This is a genomic window from Streptomyces sp. CC208A (assembly GCF_030010625.1).
GTDB lineage: Bacteria > Actinomycetota > Actinomycetes > Streptomycetales > Streptomycetaceae > Streptomyces.
The window spans coordinates 281,228-298,480 of record NZ_JASCXN010000002.1 but is presented as its reverse complement, the minus strand read 5'-3'; the positions used below and the strand labels follow the sequence as shown (position 1 = coordinate 298,480).

General features: G+C 72.1%; 19 protein-coding genes. 6 read left to right on the top strand and 13 right to left on the bottom strand.

Annotation, left to right across the window (positions count from 1 at the left end; translation table 11 throughout):
- The 5 genes from QK442_RS03620 to QK442_RS03600 all read right to left on the bottom strand — a co-directional run bounded on the left by QK442_RS03620 (position 1) and on the right by QK442_RS03600 (position 4,506).
- Positions 1-1,293 carry an aldolase/citrate lyase family protein gene (locus QK442_RS03620; RefSeq protein WP_282692306.1) on the bottom strand — a complete coding sequence of 431 codons (1,293 nt, stop codon included), beginning with the start codon at positions 1,291-1,293 and terminating at the stop codon, positions 1-3.
- 156 nt (positions 1,294-1,449) lie between these two features.
- Positions 1,450-2,412: an electron transfer flavoprotein subunit alpha/FixB family protein gene (locus QK442_RS03615; RefSeq protein ID WP_282692305.1), complete on the bottom strand. Its 963-nt coding sequence runs from the start codon at positions 2,410-2,412 to the stop codon at positions 1,450-1,452.
- A 54-nt stretch (positions 2,413-2,466) separates the two neighbouring features.
- Positions 2,467-3,252 carry an electron transfer flavoprotein subunit beta/FixA family protein gene (locus QK442_RS03610; protein ID WP_282692304.1) on the bottom strand — a complete coding sequence of 262 codons (786 nt, stop codon included), beginning with the start codon at positions 3,250-3,252 and terminating at the stop codon, positions 2,467-2,469.
- 199 nt (positions 3,253-3,451) lie between these two features.
- The gene (locus QK442_RS03605) at positions 3,452-3,976 is read right to left on the bottom strand and encodes a flavin reductase family protein (RefSeq protein WP_282692303.1); all 525 of its coding nucleotides are present in this window, start codon (positions 3,974-3,976) and stop codon (positions 3,452-3,454) included.
- Between the two features lie 218 nt (positions 3,977-4,194).
- On the bottom strand, positions 4,195-4,506 hold the full coding sequence (locus QK442_RS03600; protein ID WP_282692458.1) for a thioredoxin family protein: 312 nt from the start codon (positions 4,504-4,506) through the stop codon (positions 4,195-4,197).
- Between the two features lie 379 nt (positions 4,507-4,885).
- Here QK442_RS03600 and QK442_RS03595 point away from each other — a divergent pair, with 379 nt between their 5' ends.
- Positions 4,886-5,611: a lysophospholipid acyltransferase family protein gene (locus QK442_RS03595; RefSeq protein WP_282692302.1), complete on the top strand. Its 726-nt coding sequence runs from the start codon at positions 4,886-4,888 to the stop codon at positions 5,609-5,611.
- Between the two features lie 7 nt (positions 5,612-5,618).
- On the opposite strand, the gene QK442_RS03590 is transcribed toward QK442_RS03595, so the two are convergent.
- From QK442_RS03590 to QK442_RS03565, 6 genes are all read right to left on the bottom strand, one after another.
- Positions 5,619-6,311 carry a phenylalanine--tRNA ligase beta subunit-related protein gene (locus tag QK442_RS03590; protein ID WP_282692301.1) on the bottom strand — a complete coding sequence of 231 codons (693 nt, stop codon included), beginning with the start codon at positions 6,309-6,311 and terminating at the stop codon, positions 5,619-5,621.
- Positions 6,312-6,321: 10 nt separating this feature from the next.
- Positions 6,322-6,918: a transglutaminase family protein gene (locus QK442_RS03585; protein ID WP_282692300.1), complete on the bottom strand. Its 597-nt coding sequence runs from the start codon at positions 6,916-6,918 to the stop codon at positions 6,322-6,324.
- Between the two features lie 80 nt (positions 6,919-6,998).
- Positions 6,999-8,078 (bottom strand): low specificity L-threonine aldolase, encoded by a 1,080-nt coding sequence (locus QK442_RS03580; protein WP_282692299.1) that lies wholly within the window; start codon positions 8,076-8,078, stop codon positions 6,999-7,001.
- Positions 8,075-8,836 carry an SDR family oxidoreductase gene (locus QK442_RS03575; protein WP_282692298.1) on the bottom strand — a complete coding sequence of 254 codons (762 nt, stop codon included), beginning with the start codon at positions 8,834-8,836 and terminating at the stop codon, positions 8,075-8,077. The genes QK442_RS03580 and QK442_RS03575 overlap by 4 nt, the downstream gene beginning before the upstream one ends.
- 44 nt (positions 8,837-8,880) lie before the next feature.
- Positions 8,881-10,287 carry a DUF6421 family protein gene (locus QK442_RS03570; RefSeq protein WP_282692297.1) on the bottom strand — a complete coding sequence of 469 codons (1,407 nt, stop codon included), beginning with the start codon at positions 10,285-10,287 and terminating at the stop codon, positions 8,881-8,883.
- Between the two features lie 156 nt (positions 10,288-10,443).
- The gene (locus QK442_RS03565) at positions 10,444-11,016 is read right to left on the bottom strand and encodes a GNAT family N-acetyltransferase (protein WP_282692296.1); all 573 of its coding nucleotides are present in this window, start codon (positions 11,014-11,016) and stop codon (positions 10,444-10,446) included.
- Between the two features lie 183 nt (positions 11,017-11,199).
- Here QK442_RS03565 and QK442_RS03560 point away from each other — a divergent pair, with 183 nt between their 5' ends.
- The 4 genes from QK442_RS03560 (at position 11,200) to QK442_RS03545 (ending at position 14,403) form a co-directional block, all read left to right on the top strand.
- On the top strand, positions 11,200-11,799 hold the full coding sequence (locus QK442_RS03560; RefSeq protein ID WP_282692295.1) for a DUF5134 domain-containing protein: 600 nt from the start codon (positions 11,200-11,202) through the stop codon (positions 11,797-11,799).
- 157 nt (positions 11,800-11,956) lie between these two features.
- Positions 11,957-12,898, top strand: coding sequence for a M56 family metallopeptidase (locus QK442_RS03555; protein ID WP_282692294.1), 942 nt, complete (start codon positions 11,957-11,959; stop codon positions 12,896-12,898).
- Between the two features lie 86 nt (positions 12,899-12,984).
- Positions 12,985-13,653, top strand: coding sequence for a phosphatase PAP2 family protein (locus QK442_RS03550; RefSeq protein ID WP_282692293.1), 669 nt, complete (start codon positions 12,985-12,987; stop codon positions 13,651-13,653).
- Between the two features lie 132 nt (positions 13,654-13,785).
- The gene (locus QK442_RS03545) at positions 13,786-14,403 is read left to right on the top strand and encodes a helix-turn-helix domain-containing protein (protein ID WP_282692292.1); all 618 of its coding nucleotides are present in this window, start codon (positions 13,786-13,788) and stop codon (positions 14,401-14,403) included.
- Positions 14,404-14,414: 11 nt separating this feature from the next.
- Here QK442_RS03545 and QK442_RS03540 read toward each other — a convergent pair whose 3' ends face one another.
- Entirely contained in the window at positions 14,415-15,932 is a 1,518-nt protein-coding gene (locus tag QK442_RS03540) for a hypothetical protein (protein ID WP_282692457.1), read from the bottom strand.
- 246 nt (positions 15,933-16,178) lie between these two features.
- Between QK442_RS03540 and QK442_RS03535 the strand changes: the two genes are divergently transcribed.
- Positions 16,179-16,832 (top strand): DUF305 domain-containing protein, encoded by a 654-nt coding sequence (locus tag QK442_RS03535; protein ID WP_282692291.1) that lies wholly within the window; start codon positions 16,179-16,181, stop codon positions 16,830-16,832.
- Here QK442_RS03535 and QK442_RS03530 read toward each other — a convergent pair.
- Positions 16,810-17,211, bottom strand: coding sequence for a helix-turn-helix domain-containing protein (locus tag QK442_RS03530; protein WP_282692290.1), 402 nt, complete (start codon positions 17,209-17,211; stop codon positions 16,810-16,812). The two genes, QK442_RS03535 and QK442_RS03530, sit on opposite strands and share 23 nt — an antisense overlap.
- Positions 17,212-17,253: the final 42 nt, after the last annotated feature.

Genomic DNA, 17,253 nt, shown 5'->3' with positions numbered 1-17,253 from the left:
TCAGCGGTCCGTACTGGCGGTGAGGTCGCCGCGGCGCGGGGCGGCGAAGCGCTCCAGGGCGGCGCGGGTCATGCCGGTGAGGGCGTCGACCTCGGCGGTGTCGAGGGCGCCGCACTGGAGGCCGCGCAGCAGGTAGGAGGAGAGGGCCTTGGCGGTGGCGGGCTCGTCCATGACGTCGCCGCCCGCGTGGTTGGCGTAGGCGGAGAGGCGCTTGGCGGCGGTCTCGAAGCCCTCGCGGTAGAAGGCGAAGACGGCGGCGTAGCGGGTGGGGAGGTGGCCCGGGTGCATGTCCCAGCCCTGGTAGTAGGCGCGGGCCAGGGCGCGGCGGGTGAGCCCGTAGTGCAGCTTCCACGCCTCGTGGACGTGGGCGGTGGAGCCGACCGGGAGCACGTTGGTGGAGCCGTCGGAGACGCGTACGCCGGTGCCGGCGGCGGCGACCTGCATGATCGCCTTGGCGTGGTCGGCGGCCGGGTGGTCGCTGGCCTGGTAGGCGGCGGAGACGCCGAGGCAGGCGCTGTAGTCGAAGGTGCCGTAGTGGAGGCCGGTGGCCCGGCCCTCGGCGGCGTCGATCATGCGGGCGACGGTGGCGGTGCCGTCGGCGGCGAGGATGGCCTGGCTGGTCTCGATCTGGATCTCGAAGCCGAGGCGGCCGACGTCGAGGCCGTGGGCCTTCTCGAAGGCCTCCAGGAGCCGGACGAAGGCGGTGACCTGCTCGGGGTAGGTGACCTTGGGAAGGGTGAGGACGAGGCCGTCGGGCAAGCCGCCGTGCTCCAGGAGGCCGGTGAGGAAGACGTCGGTGGTGCGGATGCCGCGGTCGCGGACGGCGGCCTCCATGCACTTCATCCGGATGCCCATGTACGGGGCGGCGGTGCCTCCGGCGTACGCCTCCGAGATCAGGCGGGCGGCGCGTGCCGCGTGCCGGTCCTCGTCGGTGCCCCCGTAGCCGTCCTCGAAGTCGACCCGCAGGTCCTCGATCGGCTCGCGCTCCAGCTTGGCGCGCACGCGCGCGTACACGTCCTCCGCGAGGGCGTCGGAGAGGCCGAGGACGGCGGCGAAGGAGGCGGCGTCGGGGGCGTGCTCGTCCAGCGCGGCGAGGGCCTGGTCGCCCCAGGAGCGGAGGGTGTCGGCGGCGAAGGCGTCGCCGGGGACGTAGACGGTGTGGACGGGCTGGCGGGTGCCGGGGTCGCCCGGGTAGCGGCGGTCGAGCTCGGCGTCCACCGCGGCGAGGGAGGAGCTGATGCCCTCGCTGACCGCGCCCGCGAGGCTCGTCGACACCTTCTCCTGCTGACCCATCCCAGTCTCCTCCTACTTTCCGCTTCACGGAATCAGTAATCCGTATGGTGAAGTTAGTAGTCCGCCGGGACCTGCGTCAATGGTTGTCCGAAACGACAGGGGGCCGCACGGCGAAACTCGCCGTGCGGCCCTCTGGACCTGCGGAAGCGCTGGTCGTCAGCCCTTGCGGGCCCGGACCTCCTGGGTCAGGGCCGGGACGACGTCGAAGAGGTCGCCGACCACGCCGTAGTCGACGAGGTCGAAGATCGGGGCCTCGGCGTCCTTGTTGATGGCGACGATGGTCTTCGAGGTCTGCATGCCGGCGCGGTGCTGGATCGCGCCGGAGATGCCGGCGGCGATGTACAGCTGCGGGGAGACCGACTTGCCGGTCTGGCCGACCTGGTTGGAGTGCGGGTACCAGCCGGCGTCCACCGCGGCGCGGGAGGCGCCGACGGCCGCGCCGAGCGAGTCGGCGAGGGCCTCGATGATCGCGAAGTTCTCGGCGCCGTTGACGCCGCGGCCGCCGGAGACGACGATCGCGGCCTCGGTCAGCTCCGGGCGGCCGGTGGACTCGCGCGGGGTGCGGGCGGTGACCTTGGTGCCGTGCGCCTTCTCCGAGAAGGAGACGGCCAGCGCCTCGACCGTGCCGGCGGCCGGGGCGGGCTCCACGGGGGCCGAGTTCGGCTTGACCGTGATGACCGGGGTGCCCTTGGAGACACGGGACTTGGTGGTGTACGAGGCGGCGAACGCGGACTGCGTCGCGACCGGGCCCTCGTCACCGGCCTCCAGGTCCACGGCGTCGGTGATGATGCCGGAGCCGATGCGGACGGCGAGGCGGGCGGCGATCTCCTTGCCCTCGGCGGAGGAGGGGACGAGCACGGCGGCCGGGGAGACGGCGTCGTACGCGGCCTGGAGGGCCTCCACCTTCGGGACGACGAGGTACTCGGTGAACTCGGGGGCGTCGGCGGTGAGGACCTTCACGGCGCCGTGCTCGGCGAGCGCGGCGGCGGTGTCGGCGGCGCCGTTGCCGAGGGCGACGGCGACCGGCTCGCCCAGGCGGCGGGCGAGGGTCAGCAGCTCCAGGGTGGGCTTGCGGACGGCTCCGTCGACGTGGTCGACGTAGACGAGAATCTCAGCCATGGGACTTCAATCTCCTGCGAACGAAAGGGGCGGTCGGTACGGCTCGCGCGAGCCCTAGATGAACTTCTGGCTCGCGAGGTACTCGGCCAGCTGCTTGCCGCCCTCGCCCTCGTCCTTGACGATCGTGCCCGCCGTGCGCGCCGGACGCTCGTCGGCGGAGTCCACGGCGGTCCAGGAGCCCTCCAGGCCGACCTCGTCCTCGTCGATGTCCAGGTCGTCGAGCTCCAGCTCCTCGACCGGCTTCTTCTTGGCGGCCATGATGCCCTTGAAGGACGGGTAGCGCGCCTCGCCCGACTGGTCGGTCACGGAGACGACGGCCGGGAGGGAGGCCTCCAGCTGCTCGGAGGCGGTGTCGCCGTCACGGCGGCCCGTCACCTTGCCGTCCTCCACCTTGACCTCGGAGAGCAGGGTGACCTGCGGGACGCCCAGGCGCTCGGCCAGGATCGCCGGGAGGACGCCCATGGTGCCGTCGGTGGAGGCCATGCCGGCGATGACCAGGTCGTAGCCGGTCTTCTCGATCGCCTTGGCGAGCACCAGCGAGGTGGCCATGACGTCGGAACCGTGGATGGACTCGTCGTCGACGTGGACGGCCTTGTCGGCGCCCATCGAGAGCGCCTTGCGCAGGGCGTCGCGCGCGTCCTCGGGGCCGACGGTGAGGACCGTGACCTCGGCGTCGTCCGCCTCTTCGGCGATCTGCAGGGCCTGCTCGACCGCGTACTCGTCGAGCTCCGAAAGGAGGCCGTCGACGTCCTCGCGGTCGACCGTCAGGTCGTCGGCGAACTTCCGGTCGCCAGTGGCGTCCGGCACGTACTTCACACAGACAACGATCCTCAAGCTCACGCCGGCTCTCCTACTGCATCGTCATAACTGGGCTGCCTTGTTGCTCGCAGCATAGGCGCCTGAAGGGCGGGTTTCCGGTCGGGACGCCGGGCGCCCCGAGCAAAATATTACTCGTCAGTACACCCAGTTCGTGACCACTGAGCAAGCGCTCAGCAATGTGACCTTGCCAACGCGCGAAGCGCGGCCGTCACGGGAACTCTCAGTCGCGCAGCGCGTTGAAGCGCCCATGGTGGTACAGCAGCGGACGGCCCGCGCCGTCGGGGTCGCCCGCGACCGCCTGGGCCACCACGATCCGGTGGTCGCCGGCGGGGACCCGGGCCACCACCCGGCAGACCAGCCAGGCCAGCACGCCGTCGAGGACGGGCACGCCCTCGGGGCCCCGGCTCCAGCGGGTCGGCTCGGCGAACCGGTCGGCGCCGCTGCGCGCGAAGGTGGCCGCGAGCTCCTCCTGGTGCTCGCCGAGTATGTGCACGCCGATGTGCTCGGCCTCGGCCACCACGGGCCAGCTGGAGGAGCCGGTGCCCACGCCGAAGGAGATCAGCGGCGGGTCGGCGGCGACGGAGTTGAGCGAGGTGGCGGTGAAACCGACGGGGCGCTCCCCGTGGGCGGTGATCACGGCGACGCCGGCGGCGTGCCGGCGGAAGACGGAGCGGAGCAGGTCGGGCGAGGCGGATCTCGGTGCGCCGATGGCGGGAACGGTACGGAGCTCGGGCGAAACCGTCATGGAGTTGTCCTTCGTGCGGGGCGGCGTGGAGCGGGGTCCGGGGGCGTCAGAAGCCCGGACAGCGCGCGCTCGCGTGGCGGCCCAGGTCCACGTGGGCCCGGCCGTAGAGAAGGAGTTCACCGATCACTCCGTCAGAGTGACGACGGGTGACGGTCCCGGTCAAGTGCGTACCGGCATGTGGGAGATGTGTCACCGCGTCAGGGACGGGCGGCGGCCGGTCACAGGGCGCGGCCGAGGGCCGCGATGACGTCGGCCCGGCGGGGCTGTCCGGCGGCCCGCCGGACGATCCGGCCGTCCGCGTCGAGGACGAGGACGGTGGGGGTACGGGTGATCCCGAGGGCGCGGACGAGGCCGAGGCGCTCCTCGGCGTCGATCTCGACGTGCGCCACACCCGGCACCATGGCGGCCACCTCGGCGAGGGTGCGACGGGTGGCCCGGCAGGGCTGGCAGAAGGCGCTGGAGAACTGCACGAGGGTGGCGCGCTCCCCCAGGCCGGCGCCGAGCAGCCCCGGGGCGAGCCGCTCCGTCACATCGACCGCCGGCCGGTCGGCTTCCGGCCGGCCGGCCACCGGTCCGCCGGCCACCGGTCCGCCGGCCACCGGTCCGCCGGCCACCGGTTCCAGGGCGAGCCGCTTCGTGGTGTCCGCCGTCATCCTTGCTTCCCCGTTCCCGCGTCCTTCTCCCCGGGGTCCTCTCCTCGGGGCCTTCCCTCTCCCAGCAGCGTCGCACGGCACCGTTCGATTCCCGCCACGGCCACCGCGAGTGACGAGAATCTCCCCGTACGAAGCCGTCTGGACTGGTCACGGCGGCCCACATGCGGCACGATCTGCCCAAAGCCGAAAACCTACGGCCGCGTAACTTCGCCGGGAGAGCCCTCCCAAAAGGCATGGACGAAAGGGTGTCTCTCCCATGGCAGAACTCGTGTACCGGCCGGTGATCGGTGCCGCGCTCACCATGTTCAAGGCGCTTGATCTCAAGATCGACACACAGGGTTCGGAGAACATCCCGCGGACCGGCGGCGCCGTCCTGGTCAGCAACCACATCAGCTACCTGGACTTCGTCTTCAACGGTCTCGCCGCGCTGCCGCAGAAGCGCCTGGTGCGCTTCATGGCGAAGGAGTCGGTCTTCCGGCACAAGGTCTCCGGGCCGCTGATGCGGGCGATGAAGCACATCCCGGTGGACCGGGCGCAGGGCGAGCACGCGTACCAGCACGCCCTGGCGGCGCTGCGGGCGGGCGAGATCGTGGGCGTCTTCCCCGAGGCGACCATCTCGCAGTCCTTCACGCTGAAGAGCTTCAAGTCGGGCGCGGCCCGGCTCGCCCAGGAGGCCGGGGTGCCGCTGATCCCCATGGCCCTGTGGGGGACGCAGCGGATCTGGACGAAGGGGAAGCCGCGGAACTTCAAGCGGGCCCACATCCCGGTGACGATCCGGGTCGGGGAGCCCGTGGAGGCCCCCGCCGACCAGTACGCGGGGGCGATCACCCGGCGGCTGCGCGAGCGCGTCCAGGAGCTCCTGGAGGCCGCGCAGCGCGCCTATCCGGTGCGCCCGAAGGACGCCGGGGACACCTGGTGGATCCCGGCGCACCTGGGCGGCACGGCGCCGACCCCGGAGCAGCTGAAGGCGGCCGGGAAGTAGCGTCCGCTCACTCGGGGTCGCGGACGGTGATCCGCGCCCCGGGGCTGACCTTCAGGATCGCCTCGGCGAGTTCCTCCCCCGCGGCGAGCAGTTCCCCGCGGGTCATGGGGGTCAGGGACTCCAGGAGGAAGAGGGCGTCGGTGGTGTCGTCGTCGATGCGGGTGCGCGGCCCCTGGCGCCAGTTCCAGCGGCGGCAGGTGACGCCCTGCTCGTCGCACCAGACGATCTCGCCCGGCTCGGGGTGCTCCACGGTCTCCTCGCCGCCGGAGACGGTGACGAACTCCTCCTCACCGGTGGCCCGGACGAGCCGCATGCCGCCCTGGATGCGGTTCAGGTCCTCACCGCCGACGGGGACGAGGTGGGCGACGCTGATCGCGTTGTAGGCGTCGACGAGCCGGTTGACGCGGGGCAGCCCGCCGTCGGCGAGGGCGCGCCGGGCGAGCGCCTCGGCGGAGTTGCGGGTGCGGGAGGGCTTGGCGCCGAAGGCGGTGTACGCGGCGCGCCAGGCGGCGACGTGGGGGTCCTGGTCCGGGGTGCGGCCGTCGAGGCGTGCCGCGAGCCGGCCGGCGGCCTCGTCGAGGAGCGCCGAGCTGGTGGCGTCGCTGGGGCCGTTGACGAGTCCGCGGGCCTCGACGGCGAGGTGGGTGAAGCCGGGGACGAGGGCGCGCACCTCGTCGGAGACGGTGAGCGTGAGGGTCATGGTCCGCCGTTCAGAGTTCGGTGGGGAACGTCTTCCAGAGATGGGTCCGGTCCACAGCTTCCTGCAGGGCCTTCAGGACGACCGGGTGAGGTTCAGCATAGAGTACCGGGTAGTCCACTTCGCTGAACTCCGGTCGAACGGGCCAGGCCAGCCGCTCCTCCTCCAGGGAGAACCGCGCGTCGACCCCCGCCTTGTTTCCTCGCGGGTCCTGTCGCGCCCACCGGCTCATCCCGGGCAGCTTCACGGCGACGAGCCCGTGGACCATCGGGTCGGCACCCTCCTCGGTGAGCCGCTGGTAGCAGAAGGCCGTGGGGAGGGAGCGGGCCCGCAGCAGCGCGGCGAGGGCGTGCGACTTGGAGACACAGATGCCGTTGCGGGTGGCCAGGACCTCGGAGGCACGCCAGGACACCCGCTGGTCGCCGGAGTCGGCGGAGTGCGGGATGGCGTCCCGCACGAACTCGTAGGCCGCTTTCGCGTATGCGTATGCGTCGGGGTGCACGCTCCACAGGCGGTCGGCGGTCTCCTGCACCAGCGGATGATCGAGGTCGACCGCTTCGCTTGCGGCCACATAGGCGGAAATGTCGGGGGTCTGCCGAACGAGTTCCATGGATTGAAAGCATAGGAATGCGGCCGAGTGGAGTCAATCTTTTTCCACTCGACCGCATATTCATGCAGACGTTCAGGGGCTCAGCGAGCCAGCTCTTCCTTCAGGGCCTGGAGGAAGGCGTCGACGTCCTCCTCCGTGGTGTCGAAGGAGCACATCCAGCGCACGTCGCCGGCCGCCTCGTCCCAGAAGTAGAAGCGGAAGCGCCGCTGGAGCCGGCGGCTGACCTCGTGCGGGAGGCGCGCGAAGACCGCGTTGGCCTGCACCGGGTAGAGGATCTCCACCCCGTCCAGGGAGCGCACGCCGTCCGCGAGGCGGCGGGCCATCGCGTTGGCGTGCCGGGCGTTGCGCAGCCACAGGTCCTTGGCGAGCAGCGCCTCCAGCTGCACCGACACGAAGCGCATCTTGGAGGCGAGCTGCATGGACAGCTTGCGCAGGTGCTTCATGTGGCTGACGGCGTCCGGGTTGAGGACCACCACGGCCTCGCCGAACATCATGCCGTTCTTGGTGCCGCCGTACGAGATGACGTCGACGCCCACCGCGTTGGTGAAGGCGCGCATCGGCACGTCGAGGGAGGCGGCGGCGTTGGCTATCCGGGCGCCGTCGAGGTGCACCTTCATGCCCTTGGAGTGGGCGTGCTCCACGATGGCGCGGATCTCGTCCACGGTGTAGACGGTGCCCAGCTCGGTGTTCTGGGTGATCGAGACGACCTGGGGCATCGCCCGGTGCTCGTCCTCCCAGCCCCAGGCCTGCCGGTCGATCAGCTCGGGGGTGAGCTTGCCGTCCGGGGTGGGCACGGTGAGCAGCTTGAGGCCGCCCATCCGCTCCGGCGCGCCGCCCTCGTCCACGTTGATGTGGGCGGTCTCGGCGCAGATCACGGCGCCCCAGCGGTCGGTGAGCGCCTGGAGGGCGGTCACGTTCGCGCCGGTGCCGTTGAAGACCGGGAAGGCCTCCGCCAGCGGGCCGAAGTGGCTGTGCATGATCCGCTGGAGGTGGTCGGTGTACTCGTCCTCGCCGTAGGCGACCTGGTGGCCCTCGTTGGCGAGGGCGATCGCGGCGAGGACCTCCGGGTGGACGCCGGCGTAGTTGTCACTGGCGAAGCCCCGGACCGACGGGTCGTGGTGCCGACGGGCGTCGGTCCGGGGTCCGAGGGCCGCTGTCACGGCTCGGGGGTCAGCCACAGGCGCTGTCCATTCACTTCCTGGGCGGGCCGGTCCCACAGGCCGACGACCTCGTCGGCCAGGTCCTTCACGTCGGTGAAGCCCGCGAACTTCGCGTTGGGGCGTTCGGCGCGCATCGCGTCGTGCACCAATGCCTTGATCACCAGGATGGCAGCCGCCGCCTGCGGGCCGTCGTCGCCCCCCAGCTTGCGGAAGGAGTCCGCCATGGCCAGGGTCCACGCCTCGGCGGCGGCCTTGCCCGCGTTGTACGCGGCGTTGTTGGCCTGCGGCTTGTGCGCGCCGACCTGGCTGACCAGCACGTAGCGGCCGCGGCCGCCGCTGCGGAGCAGGGCGTCGTGGAAGGCGAGGGAGGTGTGCTGGACCGTGCGGATCAGGAGCTTCTCCAGGAAGTCCCAGTCCTTGAGGTCGCTCTCGGCGAAGGAGGGGGCGCCCCGCCAGCCGCCCACGAGGTGGACGAGCCCGTCGACGCGCCCGAACTCCTTCTCCGTCTTGTCGACCCACGCGCGCGTGGCGTCGAGGTCGAGGAGGTCGACGGTGTCGCCGACGACCTCGGCGCCGCCGTGGGCGTAGCGGGCGGCGTCGACGGCCTCGGCGAGGCGGGCCGGGTCGGCGTCGGCGGCGATCACGGTCGCGCCGGCCTCGGCGAGGCGGAGCAGGGCCGCCTTGCCGGCGGGGCCGGCCGCGCCGGCCACCGCGATGACGGCTCCGTCGAGGGAGCCACCGTTCGCTTCGGCGTTCATGGGCGCCTCCTCCTCCGTCTTCTGCGTCTCCTGGCGGGGCTCGCTCACGCGGCGACCCGCTCGGTGCCCGCGAGGTCCGCCGCCGTGATGCCCTTGGTGTCGGCGATCACGCCCTTGAGCTTCTTGGCGAGGGCCTCGAAGAACATGCTGAGCGGAAACTCGTCGGGAAGCACGTCGTCGACGAGCTTGCGCGGCGGGAGGGTGAGGTCCAGGGCGTCGGGGCCCTTGGCCCACTTGGAGCCCGGGTGCGGGGCGAGGTAGCCGGAGACGAACTCGTACGCCTTGAACCAGTGGACGAGCTTCGGGCGGTCGATGCCGTCGCGGTAGAGGGTCTCGATCTCGCCGCAGAGGCGGTTGGTGACCTCGGGGGCCCGCTCCCAGTCGATGGTGAGGATGTTGTCCGTCCAGCGCACCACGTCGTTCTTGTGGAGGTACGCGAAGAGGAGCTGGCCGCCCAGGCCGTCGTAGTTGCGGTTGCGGTCGCCGGTGAGCGGGAAGCGGAACATCCGGTCGAAGAGGACCGCGTACTGCACGTCACGGCCGTGCGTGTTGCCCTCGGCCTCCAGCTTCACGGCCTCCTTGAAGGCGGTGAGGTCGCAGCGGAGCTCCTCCAGGCCGTACATCCAGAACGGCTGGCGCTGCTTGATCATGAAGGGGTCGAAGGGCAGGTCGCCGCGGCTGTGGGCGCGGTCGTGGACCAGGTCCCAGAGCACGAACGCCTGCTGGCAGCGGGTCTGGTCGTCGAGCATGGCGGCGATGTCCGCGGGCAGCTTCAGGCCCAGGGTGTCGACGGCGGCCTCGGTGACCTTGCGGAAGCGGGCGGCCTCTCGGTCGCAGAAGATGCCGCCCCAGGTGAAGCGCTCGGGGACCTCGCGGACGGCGACGGTCTCCGGGAAGAGGACGGCCGAGTTGGTGTCGTACCCGGCGGTGAAGTCCTCGAAGGTGATGCCGCAGAAGCCGGGGTTGTCGTACCGGGTGGCCTCGAGGTCGGAGAGCCACTCGGGCCAGACCATGCGGAGCACGACGGCCTCGAAGTTGCGGTCCGGGTTGCCGTTCTGCGTGTACATCGGGAAGAGCACGAGGTGCTGGAGCCCGTCGGCGCGGCTCGTGGCCGGGTGGAAGACGAGCAGCGAGTCCAGGAAGTCCGGGACGGCGAAGCCGCCCTCGGCCCACTTGCGCAGGTCGGCGACGAGCGCGCGGTGGTACTCGGCGTCGTGCGGCACGAGCGGGGAGAGCTGCTCGACGGCGGTCACCATGCGGTCGACGGTCCGCTCGACGAGGGAGCGGGCGGGCGCGCCCTCGGCCTCGAAGTCCACGGAACCGTCGGCGCGCTGCCAGGCGCGGATCTCCTCCACGGCGGCCTTGAGCTCCGGCCAGGCGGGGTGGTCGATCACGCGGGCGTCGGTGGCTATCCCCCCACCGGTCACGTCCTGCACAAGAATTTCCGTCATGCCTCTTCCTCCACAGGAGAACCTTGCGTAAAGAAACCGTATCCACGCAGGGCTGATCACCGCAAGAGGAGCAAGAGAAATTCTCCCGTGAGACACCCCTCCGACAGAAGTTTTTCCCGTCGGTTGGGGGGTAGGAGCGTGCTTCCGTCGGAAGGTTCAGTCCAGAGGCTTCACCAGGAGCTCGAAACGGAGGTCCTCGCGCCGGGGCACGCCGAAGCGCTCGTCGCCGTAGGGGAAGGGGCTCGTCTCGCCCGTGCGCCGGTAGCCGCGCCGCTCGTACCAGGCGATCAGCTCCTCGCGGGCGGTGATCACCGTCATGTGCATCTCGCGGACGTCCCACAGCGTGCGGACCCGCCGCTCGGCCTCCGCGATGATCCGCTTGCCGAGCCCGGCGCCCTGGAGCTCGGGCCGGACCGCGAACATGCCGAAGTAGGCGGCCTCGCCGCGGCGCTCCAGCTGGCAGCAGGCGACCGTCTCGCCGTCCCGCTCCACGAGCAGCAGCATGCTGCCGGGGGTGGTGATCACGGCGGCCACGCCCTCCGGGTCGGTCCGCTGCCCGTCCAGGAGGTCCGCCTCGGTGGTCCAGCCGGCCCGGCTCGCGTCCCCCCGGTAGGCCGACTCGACGAGCGGCACCACCACGGGGACGTCGTCGAGCGCCGCCCACCGGTAGCTGACGGCGTCGGCCTCCGGGCTCGCGGCGGTGTCGGGAACGGGCGTGGCGGTGTCCATCGTGCGGGGCTCCCCTCGGGCGCTGTGGATCGGCGTACGCGATCGTCCCCGAGCCTAACGCGCGCCACCGCACTCCCCTTTCGTACGCCTGTGCGCGCCCGTGCGCCCGCGTGCGGCCGCACGGTGACGGGCAGTCCCTCCTGGGCACGAGTCGAGGGGGCCCGAGTCGAGGGGAGGTGCGCCGTGCACGGTCCGGCCCTGTCGGGGTGGCTGCTCGTCGCGCTCTGCGCGTCCAGCGGGGCGTACTGCCTGCTGCGGATGCGGGCGTGCGCGGGCGAGGAGCGGCGAGCCGCGCGCGCGGAGGCGGTGATGGGCTTCGGGATGGCCGCGATGGCGCTGCCGGCCGCGGTCCTCAGCCCGCCGCCGTGGAGCTGGGCGGTGTACGCGGCGCTGTTCGGCGCGGTGGCGGCGCGGGACCTCTTCGCGGCGGGCCGCGACGCGCACCGGCTGCACCACGCGGTCGGCTCCCTCGCCATGGTCTACATGGCGTTCGCGATGGCCCCGGCGGTCACGGGGGCACAGGGGGTGCACGCGGCGCACGGTGCCGGAGGTCCGGCCGCCGCGGGCGGCATACCCCTGCTCACCGGCGGGCTGCTCCTCTACTACACGGTGTACGTGCTCCGCTCCGGCGCCCGGCTCGTCCCGGCCGTCCCGCACGCGCGCGTGGCCGGACCGGCGGCGGGCGGAGGGCCCGGGCCCGGGTGGGCGACCCGGCCTGAGCTGACACGGGTGTGCCGCCTGTCGATGGGGCTCGCCATGCTGGCGATGCTCTGCACGCTCTGAGTTCCGCGCGCTCCGGGTTCCGCTCGCTCCGGCCCCGTGTGTTCCGAGTCCCGTCCGCTGTACGGGCGTTCGGGGTCCGGTCGGTGAAACCGTGGCGTACGTCACTTGCCAGGTGAGGCCATACCCCCGGGGAGCACCGCGCTCATACCCTGGCGCCATGTGGGTCTCCCTCGCTCTGCTCCTGCTCGGCGCCCTGACCTCTCTCACCGCACCCCGGCTGCTCGCCCGGGCCCACTGGGCGGAGCGAGAACCGGTCGTCGCGCTGTGGGTGTGGCAGTGCGTGGTGGCCGCGGTGCTTGTCAGCTTCGCGCTCTCGATGACCTTCAGCGCGGCCGCAGCCTGGGCCGCGGTGCGCGGGCAGGTGTTCGCGCCCGCGCCGCGCGCGGTGGTCGACGCGTACCAACTCACCACCAGCGGCCCCTGGTCGGCGGTGCTCGCCGTGGTCCTCGCGGCCGCCGGGCTGTGGTCCGGCGCCATGCTCGGGCGGGAGATCGGCCTGGCCCGCGCCCGCCGCCGGCAGCGCCGGAGCGAACTGCTGGCCCGCTCCCCGCTGCTGCCCGGGGAGGAGCCGGCCGGCGGACGGCTCGTGATCCTGGAGGGCGAGCGCCCCGACGCCTGGCTGCTGCCCGGGGCGGCCCCGCGGCTCGTCGTCACCACCGCCGCCCTGCGCCGCCTGGAGGGGCACCGGCTCGACGCGGTCCTCGCCCACGAGCAGGGGCACGCCCGGGCCCGGCACGACTGGCTGCTCCACTGCTCCGGCGCGCTGGCCGCCGGTTTCCCGGGCATCCCGGTCTTCGCCGCCTTCCGCGAGGAGATGCACCGGCTGGTCGAGCTGGCCGCCGACGACGTGGCCTCGCGCCGCTTCGGCCGGCTGACCGTCGCGCTCGCCCTGGTGGAACTCAACGAGGAGCGCGGGGTGTTCGCCGCCCCGCCCGGCGGCAGGCCGGTGGCCGGGCTCCCCCAGCGGGTCGACCGGCTGCTGGCCGCCACGCCCCGGCTGCCCGCCGTGCACCGCCTGCGGCTGACGGCGGCGGCCGCGCTCGTCCCGGTCGTCCCGGTGCTCGTCGCCTTCTTCCCCGGCCTGGTCGCCCTCGGCTGACGGCCGTGACACATGGCGCGCCCGCCCGCGCGCGTCCCGGTGTTGCGCGGAGCGATCCTCGGCGGCCGGTCCGGCAGGATCGTGGAATGCGCAATTCCGCCGTGGTCTCCGGAGGTCTCGCCCTGCTGCTGCTCGTGCTCGTGGAGGTCGGCTGGCCCCCGCTGCTCTCCTTCGACCGGGCGGTCGACGAGGCCCTGCACCGCGATGCCCTGGCCCACCCCGGGCTCACCCGCGTCCACCGGACGCTGAGCGACTGGGTGTGGGACCCGTGGACGCTGCGGGCGCTGGCCCTCGCCGTCGTCCTGGCCCTCGTCCTGTACGGGCGGCGGCGCCTCGCGCTGTGGGTGGCCGGGACCTGCCTGGGAGCGGCCGGGGTGCAGCACGCGGTCAAGGCGCTGGTCGACCGGGAGCGACCGGTCTGGCGGGAGCCGGTGGACTCGGCCTCGTACGCCTCCTTCCCTTCGGGGCACGCGATGACGGCCGCGGTGGTCTGCGGGCTGCTGCTGTGGGTGCTGGCGCTCGTCGGACGGGAGCCGTGGCGGGGGTGGGGCACGGCGGCCGGGGTGGCGGTGGTCTCGGTGCTCGGGGCCGGCTGGACCCGGATCTACCTGGGGGTGCACTGGCCGTCGGACGTGCTGGCCGGCTGGCTGCTCGGCTGGTGCTGCGTGGCCGTCGCGGTGGTGTCGTACCGCCGGTTCCCCGGTCGCCGCCCCCTCCCCGCGCGGGAGCGGGACCATGGAGAGGAAGGGACATGACGAGGCCGCCCGTCCTGGACGATCCCCCGTGTCGCCCAGGAAAGGCGGCCTCCCCGCCGTCACGCCACAGGGGCGGAGCGGCGGTCCACGCTGAGTATATTGGCCGAGAGCCAGTCAACGCAGGAGCCCAGCATGACGCCGCGTAGCCCATCGGTCAACGAAGAACTCCGGCGGCGCTCGCGGGAACGGATCCTGGAGGCGACGGTCGAGCTCGTGGGGCGCCACGGGTACGAGGCCACGACCCTCGGCTCCATCGCCGAGCGGGCCGGGGTGGCCCGCGGTCTGGTCTCGTACTACTTCCCCGGCAAGCGCCAGCTGCTCCAGTCGGCCGTGCACCGGTTGATGCACCTGACGCTCGCCGAGGCGCTGGAGCGCGAGCCGCGCACGGAGGACGGCGAGGAGCGGCTGGCCCGGGCGATCGACGCGATCCTGGGGCTCGCGGTGGAGCGGCCGACGCTGATGCGGACGCACATGGCCGGCATCCTCCAGGCCGAGGGGTTCGTGCGGTGCGAGGAGCAGCAGCGGCTCGCCTCCCTGCTGCGGGACACCGTGGAGCGGTACGGCTCCGAGGACGTGGACCGGGACTATCCGCTGCTGCGGGCGCTGCTGATGGGCGCGGTGGTGGCGGTGCTGCTGCCGGGGGCGCCGATGCCGGTGACGCGGCTGCGCGCGGAGCTGTTCCATCGGTACGGCCTGGCCTGGGAGCGCGGCACGCCGCCGGACGGGGGTCCGCCCGACGGCGTGCTCTGAGGTGGCCGGGGTCAGTCGCGGTCGAAGTCCTCGAAGTAGTCCGGCTGGGTCTGGACGTTGAGCTCGTCCATCGTGATGCGCCGGGCGGGGTCGGTGCGCCGGTCGGAGAGCTTCAGCACGTCGAAGCCCTTCACCAGGTCGTTGGAGTAGATGTGGCCGTTGTAGTAGTAGGCGGACCACGAGCCGCCGCCGACGAGGCGGTCGGCGGAGATCGGTCCGCGCTCGAAGTAGGCGATCTCCCGGGGCCTGGCCGAGTCGGTGAAGTCCCAGACGGAGACGCCGCCCTGGTACCAGGCCTGGACCATGATGTCCTTGCCCTTGACCGGGATCAGCGAGCCGTTGTGGGCGACGCAGTTCTCGGTGTCGGCCTGGTGGCGCGGGATCTTGTAGTAGCTGCGGAAGACGAGCTTGCGGTTCTTGCCCTTGCCGACGATGTCGTAGACGCCGTTGGCGCCCCGGTTCGGGCCGACGGCCGCGTTGCAGGTCGCGCCGCCACCGCCGCCGAGCTCGTCGGTGAAGACGACCTTGTTCGCCTTCTGGTTGAAGGTCGCGGAGTGCCAGAACGCGAAGTTGACGTTGTCCTGGACCTGGTCGAGCACCCGGGGGTGCTCGGGGTCGGAGACGTCGAGGAGGATGCCGTCGCCCATGCAGGCGCCGGCGGCGAGGTTCTTGCCGGGCAGCACGGTGATGTCGTGGCAGCCGGTGGTCTTGGAGACGCCCGGGTTGGTGGGCGCGCCGGGGTTGCCGCCGCCGTCGGGGCCCTTGCCGGGGAAGAGGACGGGGAAGCCGACGACCGCCGCCTGCTCGGGTGCCGCGCGGGGCACCTTGATCACGGAGATGCCGTCGTGCGGGGGCTGGCAGTCCGGGAACGCCACGTTCGGCGAGTAGGAGGAGACGTACACGTACACGTCCTCGCCCTTCGGCAGGAGCGTGTGGGTGTGGGAGCCGCAGGCGGTCTCCACGGCGGCGACGTACTTCGGGTCGGTGACGTCGCTGATGTCGAAGATCTTCATGCCCTCCCAGGACTCCTTCACCGACGCGGGCTGCGTGGTGCTGTTGCAGGAGTTGTCGCTGCGGGAGGAGTCGGTGGACAGGAAGAGGAGGTTCCCGGAGACCGAGATGTCGTTCTGGGAGCCGGGACAGAGGACCTGGGCGACGGTCTTCGGGTCCTTCGGGTCGCTGATGTCGAAGATCCGGAAGCCGTCGTAGTTGCCGGCGAAGGCGTACTTGCCCTGGAAGGCCAGGTCCGAGTTGGTGCCCTTGAGGGCGTCCTTGGGGATGTTGACGAGGTGTTCGATGTTGTCGGAGTGGACGATCTCGTCCACTCCGGGTATCTCGCCGCTCTGGATGGCGGCGCGTGCGTCGGCCGCCTGGGCGGACGAGACGGCGCCCCGGAGCGGGGTGTCTCCGGGGTCGGGGATCGCGGCGGCGGGTCCTGCCGCGAGCAGTGTGGCCAGGAGACCGGCCGCGGCTGCGGCGACGCCGAGACGTCTCGCCGACTGACGGGTGGAGTCGTGCGGGGTACGGATGGTGCGCAAGTGATTCACTCCGTCCTCCCTCGGGATCCGTTCCGGGTGGGAACGGATGTGGGACCCCGGCAGTATGTTCCTTGGCGTGCACATCTCAACAGATGGCAACACGAATGTCATACGGGAATTCGCCCGGCGACCCGGAACAACCGACAGGATCGACCCCACCGACCGCAAGAAGCACCAGACCGCAAGAAGCCGTCAGAGCGCAAGAAGTTCGGACCGCAAGCAGCCCAGGAGGCCCCGTTGCTGATCCGCCGTCGGCGCACCGCCGCCGCCGTTGTCCTGACCGCCCTCGCCGTACTGGCCCTGGGCGCCTGCGAGTCGGAGCCGGGCGAGGGGACGCCCAGGGCGGCCGGGGAGCCGTCCGGGCCCTCCGTGGTCGCGCCGGGCAGACCCGGGGAGCCGGCGCGGCGGATCTCACCGCAGGAGGCGGCCTCACTGCTGCCCGACGACAGCCCCAACGCGGCCGACTTCCGGTACGTGACGATGATGATCGTCCACCACCGCCAGGCGCTGACCATGACGGACCTGGTCCCGGACCGGGCGGCCTCGTCCCCGGTGAAGAAGGTGGCCGCGCGGATAGCGGCGGCCCAGGGCCCGGAGATCGGCGCCATGGAGGGCTGGCTGAAGAACAACGGCGGGCCGCGCGAGGAGAGCGGTCACGACCACCACGCCATGCCGGGCATGGCGAGCGAGGCGCAGCTCGCGGAGTTGCGGGCGGCGAAGGGCGCGGAGTTCGACCGGCTCTTCCTGCGCCTGATGATCACCCATCACCAGGGGGCGGTGACGATGGCCACCGAGGCGCTGAGCGAGGGGAACAACGTACTGGTGGAGGAGATGGCGAACGACGTGATCGCGCAGCAGACGGCCGAGATCAACCGGATGCGGTCGCTGTGACGGGGGCGGCCGCGGGCACCCTCTCCGTCCCGGCCGGGTCCCGGCGGGCGGACTGCGCCTCGGCGGCCGCCAGGACCGTGTCGAGGAGACCGGGGAAGAGGGCGTCGAGATCGGCCCGGCGGAGGCTGTTGAGCTTGGCGGTGCCCCGGTAGTCCTGCCGGATGACGCCGGCCTCGCGCAGCACCCGGAAGTGGTGGGTGGTGGTCGACTTGGTGACCGGGAGGACGAAGTACGAGCAGCTCAACTCGGTCTCCGAGGCGGCCAGTTCCCGCACGATCCGCAGCCGCACGGCGTCCGAGAGCGCGTGCAGCACCGGCTCCAGGCCGATCTCCTCGCGCGCGGGGTGTTCCAGGAGGCGGGGGCTTGCGGGGGTCGTCATGGCGGCGGCTCCGTTCTCCCCGGAGGGACGGTCCGGGACGGG

What these genes read in the sequence shown, in the direction of transcription:
- QK442_RS03585 (WP_282692300.1), bottom strand. Translation starts at nt 6,918, where the DNA reads ATGGAACTCGTTCGGCAGACCCCCGACATTTCCGCCTATGTGGCCGCA.
- QK442_RS03570 (WP_282692297.1), bottom strand. Translation starts at nt 10,287, where the DNA reads ATGACGGAAATTCTTGTGCAGGACGTGACCGGTGGGGGGATAGCCACC.
- QK442_RS03575 (WP_282692298.1), bottom strand. Translation starts at nt 8,836, where the DNA reads ATGAACGCCGAAGCGAACGGTGGCTCCCTCGACGGAGCCGTCATCGCG.
- QK442_RS03605 (WP_282692303.1), bottom strand. Translation starts at nt 3,976, where the DNA reads ATGACGGTTTCGCCCGAGCTCCGTACCGTTCCCGCCATCGGCGCACCG.
- QK442_RS03555 (WP_282692294.1), top strand. Translation starts at nt 11,957, where the DNA reads ATGTGGGTCTCCCTCGCTCTGCTCCTGCTCGGCGCCCTGACCTCTCTC.
- QK442_RS03550 (WP_282692293.1), top strand. Translation starts at nt 12,985, where the DNA reads ATGCGCAATTCCGCCGTGGTCTCCGGAGGTCTCGCCCTGCTGCTGCTC.
- QK442_RS03545 (WP_282692292.1), top strand. Translation starts at nt 13,786, where the DNA reads ATGACGCCGCGTAGCCCATCGGTCAACGAAGAACTCCGGCGGCGCTCG.
- QK442_RS03565 (WP_282692296.1), bottom strand. Translation starts at nt 11,016, where the DNA reads ATGGACACCGCCACGCCCGTTCCCGACACCGCCGCGAGCCCGGAGGCC.
- QK442_RS03590 (WP_282692301.1), bottom strand. Translation starts at nt 6,311, where the DNA reads ATGACCCTCACGCTCACCGTCTCCGACGAGGTGCGCGCCCTCGTCCCC.
- QK442_RS03595 (WP_282692302.1), top strand. Translation starts at nt 4,886, where the DNA reads ATGGCAGAACTCGTGTACCGGCCGGTGATCGGTGCCGCGCTCACCATG.
- QK442_RS03615 (WP_282692305.1), bottom strand. Translation starts at nt 2,412, where the DNA reads ATGGCTGAGATTCTCGTCTACGTCGACCACGTCGACGGAGCCGTCCGC.
- QK442_RS03530 (WP_282692290.1), bottom strand. Translation starts at nt 17,211, where the DNA reads ATGACGACCCCCGCAAGCCCCCGCCTCCTGGAACACCCCGCGCGCGAG.
- QK442_RS03620 (WP_282692306.1), bottom strand. Translation starts at nt 1,293, where the DNA reads ATGGGTCAGCAGGAGAAGGTGTCGACGAGCCTCGCGGGCGCGGTCAGC.